The sequence below is a fragment of the Stenotrophomonas sp. 89682_Sma genome (assembly GCF_056481405.1).
The window spans coordinates 2,427,188-2,439,946 of the sequence record NZ_CM151147.1; the positions used below are offsets into that span (position 1 = coordinate 2,427,188).

The 12,759-nt window shown below is 65.9% G+C and carries 8 protein-coding genes; 1 reads left to right on the top strand and 7 read right to left on the bottom strand.

Annotated elements, in window-relative coordinates; all coding sequences use genetic code 11:
• Nucleotides 1-20 precede the first annotated feature (20 nt).
• From ACZK29_RS11245 to ACZK29_RS11275, 7 genes are all read right to left on the bottom strand, one after another.
• The gene (locus tag ACZK29_RS11245) at nt 21-1,886 is read right to left on the bottom strand and encodes a PepSY-associated TM helix domain-containing protein (RefSeq protein WP_478445995.1); all 1,866 of its coding nucleotides are present in this window, start codon (nt 1,884-1,886) and stop codon (nt 21-23) included.
• A 70-nt stretch (nt 1,887-1,956) separates the two neighbouring features.
• Nucleotides 1,957-4,413, bottom strand: a complete 2,457-nt coding sequence (locus ACZK29_RS11250) for a TonB-dependent siderophore receptor (protein WP_478445996.1) — start codon at nt 4,411-4,413, stop codon at nt 1,957-1,959.
• Between the two features lie 108 nt (nt 4,414-4,521).
• Complete coding sequence (locus tag ACZK29_RS11255; RefSeq protein ID WP_478445997.1) at nt 4,522-5,559, bottom strand: FecR family protein; 1,038 nt, start codon at nt 5,557-5,559, stop codon at nt 4,522-4,524.
• Nucleotides 5,556-6,221 (bottom strand): RNA polymerase sigma factor, encoded by a 666-nt coding sequence (locus tag ACZK29_RS11260; RefSeq protein WP_478445998.1) that lies wholly within the window; start codon nt 6,219-6,221, stop codon nt 5,556-5,558. Before ACZK29_RS11260 ends, ACZK29_RS11255 begins: the two co-directional genes overlap by 4 nt.
• A 270-nt stretch (nt 6,222-6,491) precedes the next feature.
• Entirely contained in the window at nt 6,492-7,319 is an 828-nt protein-coding gene (locus tag ACZK29_RS11265; RefSeq protein WP_478445999.1) for a S1 family peptidase, read from the bottom strand.
• The gene (locus ACZK29_RS11270; protein ID WP_239503916.1) at nt 7,316-8,479 is read right to left on the bottom strand and encodes a serine hydrolase domain-containing protein; all 1,164 of its coding nucleotides are present in this window, start codon (nt 8,477-8,479) and stop codon (nt 7,316-7,318) included. The genes ACZK29_RS11265 and ACZK29_RS11270 overlap by 4 nt, the downstream gene beginning before the upstream one ends.
• 75 nt (nt 8,480-8,554) lie before the next feature.
• Nucleotides 8,555-10,384: an ABC transporter ATP-binding protein gene (locus ACZK29_RS11275; protein WP_478446000.1), complete on the bottom strand. Its 1,830-nt coding sequence runs from the start codon at nt 10,382-10,384 to the stop codon at nt 8,555-8,557.
• Here ACZK29_RS11275 and ACZK29_RS11280 point away from each other — a divergent pair.
• Nucleotides 10,368-12,758: a TonB-dependent receptor plug domain-containing protein gene (locus ACZK29_RS11280; RefSeq protein ID WP_478446001.1), complete on the top strand. Its 2,391-nt coding sequence runs from the start codon at nt 10,368-10,370 to the stop codon at nt 12,756-12,758. The genes ACZK29_RS11275 and ACZK29_RS11280 overlap by 17 nt on opposite strands.
• Nucleotide 12,759: the final 1 nt, after the last annotated feature.

A 12,759-nucleotide genomic window follows, 5' to 3' on the forward strand; every position in this document is an offset into this window, starting at 1 on the left:
ACTGCGTTCAGCGTGACGGGTCACATTGAACCGGACCGCAGCAACGCTATGCACAACGCCATGAAGCCGCCACCCACGGCCAACGCCAGCCACGCCCTGCCCATGCTGCGGGCACTGAATACGCCCACGGCCACCGCCACCAGCAGCACGAACCCCAGCAGCGAGCTGGCCAACACGGAGACCGCCGGCCGCACATCTGTCAGCGCAGGCAGCCCCAAGGCCACTGCGGTGGCGGTTGCCGCGGTGAACGCGTAGCCGCCGGCCGAAGCGGCCAGCACGCGACCCGCCACCTGCCAGCGATAGCCGGCGCCTCGCCCTTCCACGGGCTTGGCGTTGCGTGGCGCCTCCTGCACCTGCGGCCAACGCCGCTGCAGCATCACCGCCATTCGTGCCAACACCAGGCCGAATGCCAGTGCGGTGAGCTCCACGCCGGCCTGCTGCCACGCGCCCCGCTGCAGGTACATCACCAGATGCTGGCCGGTGGTGGCCAGATTCACCAGCGGCAGCGCCAGGCACAGCACCGCGGCCAGCCACAGCTGCTCGATCCATGCCCGGCGTGGCGGGCGCCACAAGGCATGCAGCAACGAGACCGCCCAGGCCAGCAGGAATATGCGTATCTCCCAACCGCTACGGTCAGTCATTGCCAACGGCAGCAGGCGATTGGCATGGAAGTAGACAATGCTGGCCAGCGCGATGCCGGCCAACGACACCACATTGAACGCTTCCATCCATCGGTAGATGCCCGTCGTAGGCGCACCGAACTCATGCTCGCTGCGCTTGCGCCGCTTGATGGAGAACAGCAGCGTACCGATCGCGATCATCGCCGTGCCCAGCAGGCCACTGATGAAGTACAGCCACTTCATCGGCCAACCGCCGAAATCCGCTTTGTGTAGTGCTTCGATGCTCTCGTGCACCTGCGCGGCACCCACGCCATGCGGGTGCGATGCGTGCTGTTGCAGCAGTGTGCCGCTGGCAGCATCGAACGTGATCCGACTGGCCTCGGTCAGCAGGCGCCTGTCCGCGCCTTCCACCGGTTTGCGACCCACCACTTCCACCACGCTGTGCACGGTGCCGGGCGTCTGGATGATGATCTGTGCCGGCGATTGCCCGCTGATGGCCTGCGCGCGCGCCAGCAGTTGCGGCAGGTCCGGCAGTCGTGCGGTGGAAACCAGGATTGCGGGCGGAACCGGCTGTGCGGGCGCCAGTTCGGCTTCATAGCGCGCGTATGCGCCATCTGCATCGCCATAGGTCGCATGCACGGGCCACGGCAGATAGCTGCTGTAGAAGAATGCGAGCCCGGTGTAGCCGATCATGAACAGGAAAGGCAGAGTCAGCACAGCGCTCAGGTTGTGCGCATCCAGCCAGCTGCGCTGGCCCTTGCCGGGGCGGAAGGTGAAGAAATCCTTGAAGATGCGCTTGTGCACCACTACGCCGGAGACCAGCGCCAGCAGCATGCAGGCCGTGATCCAGCCGACCAGCCAGTAGCCGGCCATGCCACCGTGCAGGGTGTAGTGGAAGGACATGAAATGGCGCCCGCCCTCGGTTTCCCGTAGGCGAGGTGGAGGGTGTGGCATGCCCGTGCTGGCATCCACCCAGCGTTCGTGCGCGATGCCGTCGCCCTCCTCCCATGACAGTTCCAGCGGCCACCCCTGCTGGGCAGGCCAGCGGATCTGCCATGCCTGCGCATTGGCGGCGTGGGTGGCCAGCCATTGCTGCGCACGTGCCGCCTGCGCTCCCGAGTCCATCGCTGGCGAGGAGGCCGGCACGGGACCGGCCTCCATCCAGCGCGTGATCGGCTCACGGAACACGCTGAGCGTACCGGTCAGGAAGATCGCGCACAGCAGCCAGCCACTGGTAAGGCCACACCAGGTATGCAGCCACGACATGCTTTGGCGGAAACCTGCCTTCATGCCGTTCCCGTGGCGGGCACGCTGCCGCCCCGCCGGTTGTGGAGAATCACAGCGAGCCGCGCAGCGTCAGCGTCACGTTGCGGGGTTCACCAAAGAAGTTGCCCCGGCGTATCTGGCTGAGCATGGCGTAGTAGCGCGTATCGAACAGGTTGGCCACGTTGAGGCCAACGCTCCAGCGCGGATTGATCCGATAGCCGGCACGCAGGTCCCACACGGCGCGCCCCGCCGCCCCCATGCGCCAGTCCGGGTCGTCGTAGGCCGGATAGGAGTAGCTGCTCTGCGCCGACACGCCACCACCCACGGAGAACGCATTCCACTTGCCGGGCAGCTGGTAGGACGTCGACAGGCGCAGCAGGTGGCGGGGCGTCTCGGCGCTGATGGTCGCGCCCTCATCGTCACGGCTGGTGACGTGGGTGTAGCCGGCCATCATCTGCCAGCCCGGTGCCAGTTCGCCGCTGGCTTCCAGCTCAAAACCCTTGCTGCGCAGCTTGCCGCCATTGCGGTAGCAATCGGACGAAGCCAGCGAGCCACGGCAACTGCCCGGGTCGGACTCGTCCACCACGGCGTTGCCGGTCTTGCGGATGGAGAACACCGCAGCAGACACGTTCAGGCGCCCATCGTTCAATTCGCCCTTCACACCCAGCTCGTAGTTGGCTCCGATGGCCGGGTCCAGCACCGAGCCGGACGAAGTGACATACGAGCTCTGCGGCTGGAAGGTATCGGCGTAGCTGGCGTAGACCGACCATTGCGGCCCCAGGTCGTAGACAAGCCCGGCGTAAGGAGTGAATTCGTGCTTCTGTTCGTAGTCACGGCTCCTGGCACCGCTGAAGCCATCGCTGGACTGGTACTTCACCCAGCTCAGCCGGCCGCCCAGCGTGAGGTGCAGGGGCTCCGCCAGCTGCAGGCGCAGGTTGCTGTACACGCCGCTCTGCTGGGCGCGGGCGTTCTCCGCCCAGTCCCATGCCGGCTGGTTGGGCTGCGCGATGGCGCTGTGGTCCGGTGCGTAGACATCGATCGGCACGTCGATGGCCAGGTCCGCCGAGCTTTGACGCGTACGCTGGCGCGACCACATCGCGCCCAGCAATACCTGGTGGCTGCGGCCAAAGGCGTCGAAACTGCCGGTGGTGTGCAGGTCGATGCCATCGCTGCGCACGCGCGAGCGGTTGAAATAGATGTCGTAGAAGCGCGAACCGACGCCGGTGGCGCGGTCCACCCCGCCAAGCGGAACCGCAACGCGCTGGTCCAGGTCGGACTCGGTGCGGTTCACCGACAGGCGCGCCTTCCAGCGCTCGTTGAAGCGGTGCTCCGCCTCTGCGAAGGCTTCGTCGACGGAGCCTTCCTGCCGGTTCCAGTCCTGGATGAGCGAGGTGGAACGCTTGATGTCCAGTGCGCCGCCGTCGGTGTAGCGCGGCAGGCCGAACAGCCAGTAGCCGTCGGTGTCACTCTGCTGATGACGCAGGCCGAAGGTCAGCGTGGTGTCTGCACCCAGGTCGGCATCGATCACACCATAGGCGACCGGTGCCTTCGACGAAGTGCCCTGCTGGAAGTATCCACGGTCCTGGTAGGCCGCAACCAAACGGCCGCGCACACTCCCCGCCGCGTTGAGCGGGCCGCCGCCATCAACCTCCAGGCGGTAGTTGTCCCATGAGCCCAGGGTGGCCGCCAGATCGAGATGGGCCTGGTCGCGCGGGCGCTTGCGCACCATGTTGATCGCCCCGCTGGGGTCGGCTGCGCCCAGCATCATGCCGCCGGCACCGCGCAGCACTTCAACCCGCTCCAGTACGGCGGTGTCGATGGGCAGCCAGCCCACGGGGGCATAGACGATGCCGGCGACGCCATCGACCAGGTAGTTGTTGTCATCGACGGTGAAGCTGCGGATCGAGAACTTGTGGTTGCCGAAGTTGCGGGCGGTCTTGGTCACGCCGGTGGTCTGTGCCAGCGCCTCGTCCAGTGTGGTGAGGTTGCGGTCATCCAACTGCTGGCGGGTGATCACACTGACCGACTGCGGGGTCTGGCGGATGGTCTGGCCCAGTTTGCCCAGGCTGAGCTCGCGCACGGTATAGGCGCCATCGCTCGGGGCGTTGGCGGTCACGTTGATCGTCTGCAGCGTGGTCTGGGTGTCTTTGCCGCGGCCAGGTGATGCCGCTTCCTGCACCAGGGTGAACACGCCGGGGCGGCTGGCGTTGACACGCACCCCACTCCCCTCCAGCAGGCGCGCCAGTGCTTCCTGCGGCGTGTAACTGCCATTCAAGGCCGGGGCGCGGCGGCCGGCCACCGCTGACTCACTGAACAGCACCTGCTGTCGTGACTGCTCGGAGAAGCTGCGCAGTGCAGCATCCAGCGGTTGCGCCGGAATAGCGAACTGCATGCGCGCGGCGGGCTGTGCCTGTGCGATGGCTGGCGCTGCCAGCGCGCTGGAAATGCATAGCGCGAGCAGCGGCAGGCGCCTGGCCTGTACGCCCGTGGAAAACGCGCGGGCAACAAGTGCGCGCTTGATCTTCATGTACCCCATTACCGCTCCATCATGCTTGGCCACCACTGGCCTCACTGGGGTAAACGGAAAATGGCGGTGGAGTGGGAACCCGCGCCGGAAGAATTTTTCCTCGCGGCGTCAGCGGGTCACAGGCCGTTCGTCGATGCGATAGCCGCCCTGGGCATTGCGGGTCACCTGCACAGGCAACAGATCCGGCAACGCCTCCAGGAAGATGGCCGGGGCGTCGGTGGCTGCGTACCCGGAGACGGGCAGGAACTTCAGCCCAGGCTGGCCCAGCGTGACGGGATGGCCCAGATACTGCCCGACTTCCTGCGCTACTTCGTCCAGCGGAGTACGCCGGAACACCAGGCGCCCGTTGCGCCAGCCGCCGATGCTCTCTGCGTTTGCCGCAATGGGGCGATAGGTGGCTGTAAACGTGGCAACGGCCAGGCCCTGTTCGGCGTGCAGGCTGACCGGCGCGGTGCCCTCGGACCGATCCGGCTGTACCCGCACGTGCCCATGCAGCACCTTGACCACGACTTCGCCGGGCGCATTGCGCACGTTGAAGGCCGTGCCAATCACGGTCACCCTGCTGCGCTGCGCATCTACGGTGAAGGGCCGGTCGGCCGCCGGGGCGACCTCGAAGAACGCCTCGCCCTGGCTGAGCACGACTTCACGACGGGATCGATAGAAATGCACGGCCAGCGAGCTGCGTGCATTGAGCGAAATCCGCGAGCCATCCGGCAGTTGCAGGTCACGGATCTCGCCCGCGCCAGTGGCCACGTCCTGCACATAGCTGGGTGCGGTGTACCAACCGTAGCCGACGTAGCCCAGGGCCAGCATCGCCACCGCCGCAGCGGTCGCCGCGCGGGGCAGCTGCCAGGACCGCCCACGCCGCGCCCTCCCGTCCCGTCGCGGAGCTGCAGGTGCCGTTGGTGCGAGCGCCGCAGGCCCGTCCGAGGCCAGCATGGGGCGCGGCAGCTGGCCCAGGTCGTGCCAGGTTCTGGCCACCTCGGCGAACGCCTGCTGGTGCGCTTCGCTCTCTGCCAGCCACCGCTGCAGGCTCGCCTCATCCTCCGGCTGCCAGTCCGGATCCTGCTGGCGCACCAGCCACGCAGCAGCCGCCTCATGCAGGGCAAACGGATCGAAACCTGCGGCAGGAGGAGTGTCATTCATCGGCAGGAGAGATCAGCATCAGTGGCAGGCGCCAACACCTCGCCCGCCCCGGTTGGCCGATGCAGTGCCTGCATCTGCGCCAGGGACGCATAGCGTACCCGCACTTCGCAGTAGGCCACCGCACGCGACAGATGCTTGACCACCATGCGCCGGGAGATCTGCATGCGGGTGGCCACGTCTTCCTGGGTCAAGCCATCAAAGCGGCAGAGCACGAAGGCCTCGCGCTGACGCTCGGGCAGTTCGGAAAGCGCCTCCGCCAGGCGCTGCAGGCGCTGCCGTTGTGCAGTGACCTGCAACGGGCACTGTGATTCATCGCCGGCCATCGCGTGGCCGGCTTCCTCAGCGTCTGCCAGAGGCACGACCTGAAGGCGGCGGCCGGCATGATGTTCGCGGTATTCGTCGGCCACGGTGTTCATCACCGTCCGGCGGAGATAGGCGCCCTGCTTTTCGCAGGAATCGAGCGCCGGATGGGCCGCGATCCACTTCACCGCACCGTCGTGCAGCGCGTCCTCGCTGTCGACGACGCTGCCTCTGAAGCGGGTCAGGCTGCGCAGTATCGGCCGCCGCCAACGTTCATAGGCCTTGGCCAGGATGCCGCCAGTGGCGGTGCTGTCGGCATCCGGGCGAGCTGCCGCGACCGATGATGCGTCGGGCTCCTCCATATCCTCCGCCGTGTCGCGACCTAGCGCAGACACGGTATCCCCGTTGCAGAGATCTGCGATCGGCACAGGAGGGGCGTGAACGTCACTGGGGTAGCCGGATGTACTGCCGACGTGGGCGGCAGGCGTCAACAATGGGGAAGTGGCCGGAGTGTAATGCGAGTCATTTGCAATTGAAACACCCCCTGCCCGAGTTGAAGTCCAGCAGGACCGATGCAAGGCCTGGCAGGCAGCCACGCCAGGGTCAGTGGGCAACCCCTGCCAGCGCCGGTATCACGGCTGACGGCAGGCGCCGCCGTTGCGGCACATCACGTCCTCGATCCAGTCGATGTAGCTGGACACGCGAACGTTGTGGACCACCTGGCCATAGAAGCCCGCTTCAAGGGCATGCTCGGGAACGGCAGTGATCCAGGACCCAAGGCCAACCAGCTTCCACGCACCTTGATCCTCGATCAGCAACGGGCCACCGCTGTCGCCGTTGCCGAGCACGCCTTCAAGCGGCAGGCCCTGCGGCGGCCGATCGAACCGGTACCAGAGGTAGCGTTCGTTGCCGCCGGTGATGGCGTTGTACGCCCGGCGCAGGGTCGTGCGATGCGACCCGTTCGGCACCAGGCCCGTGGCGCCGTTGCCGGTAGCGCCCTTCCCGATCAGGGCTGCAACCTGCCCGGCCTCGCCCGTGCCCCGATAGAGCGCTACCGGTGGCACGTCGCTGGCCGGCGCTGCCAGCCTGATCAGCGCGATATCGTCCGACGTGGCCAGGAAGGCGTGGATCCTGGAGGGACTTCCCGTTGCCATGGCCTCCTTGCCCAAGGCGTCCGGCATCCGCTTGAAGCCTGGATGCAGGAAAACCCGATCAACGCCGTAGCGCTTCCCGTTGATGGCGATGGTTGCGCCCATCCCTTCCATCGGCGCTGCATGGGCCGCGGTCAGCACCCACCCGGGGGCGATGAGGACACCGTGGCCCTCGCCTGGCATGTCGGCCAGCGCCGGGAACGCGGATGCCTCGATGCGGTATCGGGCATCGTCAACATCGTCGCGGATGACCACGGCAGCCGCGGCGAACGGGAGCATCGCAAGCACCAGCAAGAGGCGGCGGATCATCGAAGCCCTCCCTTGCCATCCCGTGCCGCAATTCTTTCGACCAGCGTATCGATCGCCGTTTCCATGGCGTGTGCCGTCTGGTCGCCGCTCTGGTTGGTGATGACGAAGATGCCAAGATCGTGCTTTGGAATGATGTAGATGTAGCACTGCGAGCGCGGCACGCCACCGTGATGGGCGTAGTACACGCCTTTCCGATCGTCGCCGGAAACGATGTTCCAGAAATAGCCGATGCTGAAGTCGTCGTCGAACGTGGCCAGCGTACGGTGTGATTCCTTTACGACGGGACCGTTGGCCAGCTCGAACTGGAGATACTTCACCATGTCGGGGACGGTTGCCTTCACGTTTCCGGAAGCGCCCCATGGCAGCTGCGGCATCGGTGTGGTCGGTAGCGGATTGTCGCTGTGGTAACCGACGGCCAGCCGTGGCGTTTCGGCATCGCCCAGGTTGATCCTGACGCCCGTCATGCCGGCCGAATCACGGAAGAAGTCACGCAGCAGCAGCTCGTAGTCACGCTGATGGACCCGTTCCAGAATGTGCGCGGACAGCTGCGTGCCGGCGCTGGAGTAGGCGTACTCTTTCCCCGGCAACCGCGGGATCTGCACGGCGTGCAGGTCCTTCAGGAAATCGGCCTTGCCGTAGCCTGCGTAGATCGCGTTGAGTTCAGCCGGTGTGCGGTGGTCGGTGAAATCCTCCAGCACCGTGTTCGCACGTTCCGGCAGCATGTTCGGCAGGCCGCTGGTATGCGACAGCAGGTGGCGGACGCGGATGGGATGGCCCTGGTACTGCAGGTTCGGATAGTCGCCCTGCAGGTACATGCGGATGTCATCCTCCAGGCCCAGCCTGCCTTCCAGGACCGCGTTGGCCATCAGGGTGCCGGCCAGGGTCTTGCTCAACGAGCCGATTTCGTAAACGGTTGCGTCGGTGGGCGGCCCTGGCTTGCCGGTTTCCATGTCACCGCGATGGCGGATGAAAGTGCTACCCCGGTACACCACTCCGATGGAGGCCGCGTGCAGCAGCGGTTGCTCGATCAGGGTCTGCGCGACCTGGTCGATGTCCGCCCCCAGATCCTTCGGCGGAGCCTTCGCGGCGGAGCAGCCTGCGCCAAGCAGGGCGGCGGACAGGGCGAAGGTGTTGAGCCAACGCCGGTTTCGAACGGTCATCGAAAGGGCTTCCATGCGCTGGCGCTTGAAGGGCGATCGGGAAAGAGCGCACACGATAGCCCATTGCCAGGCCGATCACCCGGGGGCGGAACGCGCCCCTGCCCTGCCTTGGTGGCCCTCCCCGAGATCGATCAGCCGATCGGCCGCGGTCACGATGCTGCGCCGGTGGGTGATGGCCACGACGGTGACGTCACTGGCAATGGCACGGATGTGGTCCATGATCTCGCGCTCGGTGGCTTCATCCAGGGCAGAGCTTGCTTCGTCCAGGAACAGGATTGCCGGCTCACCATACAGCGCACGCGCGATTGCAATGCGCTGCCGCTCCCCGCCGGAAAGCTTCAGGCCACGCTCGCCCACTGTGGTCTCAAGCCCCTCGGGCAACGCCTCGATCAATGGCAGGATCGCGGCCCTGCGTGCGGCATGCCGCAGCCGGCCATCATGACGCGCACGCCCCAGCAGGATGTTGTCGGCCAGGCTTTCATTGAGCAGGATGACGTCCTGGGGAACCACCGCGACAGCGGAATGCCACGCAGCACGATCGATATCGGACAGCTCGACGCCATCCACGAGAATCCGGCCACGCTGGGGATCGATCGACTTCAGGGCCAGCTTGAACAGCGTCGACTTCCCCGACCCGGTGGGGCCCATCAGGAAGGTGATGCCGCCCCGCCCGGCCTGGAAACAGACATCGTCCACCCCGCGCCCGTTGCCGTAGCGATGGCTGACCCGCTGGAACTCCAGCCGGCCATTGCCTCCGGCGAAGCGCTGGGCATGGGCCACCTGCCGTTCTTCGGGCGCCGCCCACAGGGTTGAAAGCGGGCCCAGCATGCTCCAGGAGCGCGCGACGTCGTCGATGGAACGGGCAATCATCTCGAACGGCATGTTCAACTGGAGCAGCAGCAGATTGAACAGGACGATGTCGCCGACGCTGAGCGTCCCGCTCTGGTAGCGCGGCAGCAGCAGATGGAAGGTCACGATGAACTCCACTGCGAGGCCGATGCCCAGCAGGGCGATGAAGCCTATCCGCTGCAGCACGTAGGCGCGCCAGCTGTCACGCACATCCTGGGCCTTCCGCTCGAAGCGCTGCACCATCCAGGCGCTGCCGCCGAACTGGCGCAGCGTTTCCATGGCGTTCATGGCGTTGCCAACGAAACGTGCATTCTGCTGCCCGGCCTCGACGGCGGCTTCGCGATGGATGCGGACACGGCGGGTGGCGATGGCCGAGAGCGTGACGGCCACCGTGCCGTAAGCCAGCACGATCACCACCACCTGCAGGTTGATCAACGCGCCCAGCGTCACCAGGGTCAGCAGGATCTGCGACGCGCTGGGAATGAAGGCAACCAGGCCCAGCTGCACGACGATCTTCAGTGCGCCACGGCCTTTTTCCCCGGCGGATTGCAGCTCGGCGGGATTGTGGTCCAGGAAGAAGCTGTTGGTCTTCTTCAGCAGTCGGGCGAAGTAGCGGGTGCTGGTGATGAAGCCGAGATTCTCGCCACTGAGGAACGACAGGTACTGCACCGTGTTCTGCAGGGCACCGCCCACGCCCAGCACGACGGCGTAGAGCAGGAATCCCCCTGCCAGCGCGTTGACTCCATCGATGGGCAGGCGGTCGATCAGGCGCGAGAACAGGTACGGCGCTGCAACACCTGCAAGACTGGATAGCAGGACACTGCAGGCGATCAGCAGCAACAGCCGGCGATCAGCCTTCCAGTACGCCGCCAGGATTTCGGCAACTGGCGGCGGAACTGCGATCTTCGTCATCGATGTCGTTCCAGCAGACCCACGGCGTTGGCCCATCATTCGCTCAAATGATATGATATAACATCGCCATCTGGGGCGGCGCAGCCGCGTTGCAGGCCACTTTCGGATGGGATCGATGGACCGGGGAATGACGAACGTATCCACTGCTACGCCGCGTGCACGCCTGGCCCTCGGCATCGCTGCTGCATTGCTGGCCAGCCTGCCGGCGGCGGCACAGAGCACGGTCGCTGGCCGTGGTTCAAGCGCGGCAGGCCCGCTGCCCGAGTCCCCGACCGCCACCCTGGACAAGGTCCTGGTGGTGGGCAGCAACATCCGCAACGCCGTGGGGGGCGGCGCCTCCCCGGTCATCGTGATCGACCGGGAGGCCATCGACCGCACTGGCGCGGCCACCGTGCAGCAACTGTTCGAGAAACTGCCGCAGAACTTCGGCGGTGGCGCCAACGGTGCGAACGTTGCCAACCTCGGGGTCGACCGCGATACCGGCAACAACTTCGGCCAGGGCACCGCCCTCAACCTGCGCGGGCTGGGTACCGGCACCACGCTGACCCTGGTCAACGGCCACCGCGTGACCTCATCGAACCGCTACCAGTACGTCGATGTCTCGCTGATCCCGCTGAGTGCCGTCGAACGCGTGGAAATCCTTACCGATGGCGCCTCGGCCATCTACGGCACCGATGCGGTCGGGGGCGTGGTCAACATCATCCTGCGCCGCGACTTCACCGGTTACGAGACCGCTGTGCGCTACGGCACGGTGACTGCCGGCAGCATGGAGGAGTACCAGGCATCGCAGTCGGCAGGCTGGTCGTGGGAAGGTGGCCACGTGCTGGCCAGCTACGAGTTCCTGAAGCAGGGCAACCTTCCTGCGGTGGAGAAGCACTTCTCGAGAAACGTGCGGGTCAAGCCCTACGACCTCTATCCAGGATCGAAGCGGCACAGCCTGTACGTAGACGGCGTGCAGCAGCTCAGTGATGTGCTGACCCTGAACGTCACCGGCTCTTTTGCCAAGCGCGAGATGGATACCACCATTTCCGGCACGGCCGACGAAACGCGGCTGTTCCCGCACACGCGGCAGTTCGACCTGTTCGCCGGCCTCACCCTGGATCTTCCCAATGCGTGGCAGGCACGCCTGGATTCCGGGTTCGGCAGGAGCGATGTTTCCTACCAGCGCACCACCATCACCGGCAGCTCCGCCAGTACCGCACCGCCCACCAACACCAATTCCGAATCGCGCTACCTGGACGTGGTTGCCGACGGTGAACTGTTCAACCTGCCCGCCGGCGGCGTACGTGCGGCATTCGGAGCGGGCTACCGTCGTGATGGCTACGAACTGCTCGATCACCGCGGCCTGGAAAAGCCGCTCGACCTGCAGCGCACCGTCAGGTCCGCCTTTGCCGAGCTCAACGTTCCGCTGCTGAAGGACCTGCCGGGTGTGCGCAGCCTGTCCCTGACCGCAGCGGCGCGCTATGACGACTACAGCGATTTCGGTTCCACGCTGAATCCAAAATTCGGCGTGCTGTGGGAGGCGACCGAGGGATTGTCGTTCCGCGCCAGCCATGGCCGCTCCTACCGGGCGCCGGTGTACCAGGACATGCAGTTGAACAACACCGTGGTGGTGGCGAACGTGCCCAACCCGGCCGCGCCCGGCGGCAACACGATCCTCATGATGCTGTCCAACGGCAACCCGGATCTGGGCCCCGAACGCGCCAAGACCTGGACCGGCGGTTTCTCGTTCGCGCCGCCATCAGTGCCTGGCCTCAAGATCGACGCGAACTACTACCACATCGACTACGACGACCGCATCGGCAGTGGCTTCGGCGGTAGCTTTCCCTCGCTGTTCCTTCAGTCCACGGCCCCCTACGCGGACATCCTGACCACCAACCCCACGCAGCAGCAGATCCAGCAGGCACGCCAGCTGGGTGTGTCGGGGCTGGGCCTTTTCGTCTCGCGCGTGGGCCCGTATGCGCTGCCCGCCGGAACGGACGAAACCAACAGCCAGGTGATCCTCGACAACCGCTTCCGGAACAACGCCTTTACCCGGCAGCGCGGCATCGATTTCAGCACTTCCTATGGCTTCGACGCCGGCCAGACCCACATCGCCATCGACCTGGCCGGGCAGTACATCATCGATTCGAAGCGGCGCGTGACCAGCACCTCGCCCGAGGTGGATGCGGTGAACGCGGTGTACTACCCGGTGGACCTGAAGCTGCGTGGAGGCATCGCACTGAGCCGGCAGCAGGCCGCGGCTGGGCTGTTCGTCAACTACGTGGACAGCTATCGCGATCCGGCCAACCTCGCCCGCCCCCATGTCAGCTCATGGACGACCGTCGACCTCAACCTCGCCTATCACTTCGGTCCGTCTGCGGACCGGCAGCGTGGCACCTCGCTCGCGTTCAACGTGCAGAACCTGTTCGACCGGGACCCGCCGTTCATCATCAACAGCATCAATACCGGCTACGACCCCACCAACGCGACAGCGCTGGGGCGTTTCCTGTCCATGACGCTGACGCATCGCTGGTAGG

Coding starts and splice junctions, on each gene's coding strand:
- ACZK29_RS11270 (WP_239503916.1), bottom strand. CDS start 8,479: ATGACCGTTCGAAACCGGCGTTGGCTCAACACCTTCGCCCTGTCCGCC.
- ACZK29_RS11250 (WP_478445996.1), bottom strand. CDS start 4,413: ATGAAGATCAAGCGCGCACTTGTTGCCCGCGCGTTTTCCACGGGCGTA.
- ACZK29_RS11260 (WP_478445998.1), bottom strand. CDS start 6,221: ATGGAGGAGCCCGACGCATCATCGGTCGCGGCAGCTCGCCCGGATGCC.
- ACZK29_RS11265 (WP_478445999.1), bottom strand. CDS start 7,319: ATGATCCGCCGCCTCTTGCTGGTGCTTGCGATGCTCCCGTTCGCCGCG.
- ACZK29_RS11255 (WP_478445997.1), bottom strand. CDS start 5,559: ATGAATGACACTCCTCCTGCCGCAGGTTTCGATCCGTTTGCCCTGCAT.
- ACZK29_RS11245 (WP_478445995.1), bottom strand. CDS start 1,886: ATGTCGTGGCTGCATACCTGGTGTGGCCTTACCAGTGGCTGGCTGCTG.
- ACZK29_RS11280 (WP_478446001.1), top strand. CDS start 10,368: ATGACGAACGTATCCACTGCTACGCCGCGTGCACGCCTGGCCCTCGGC.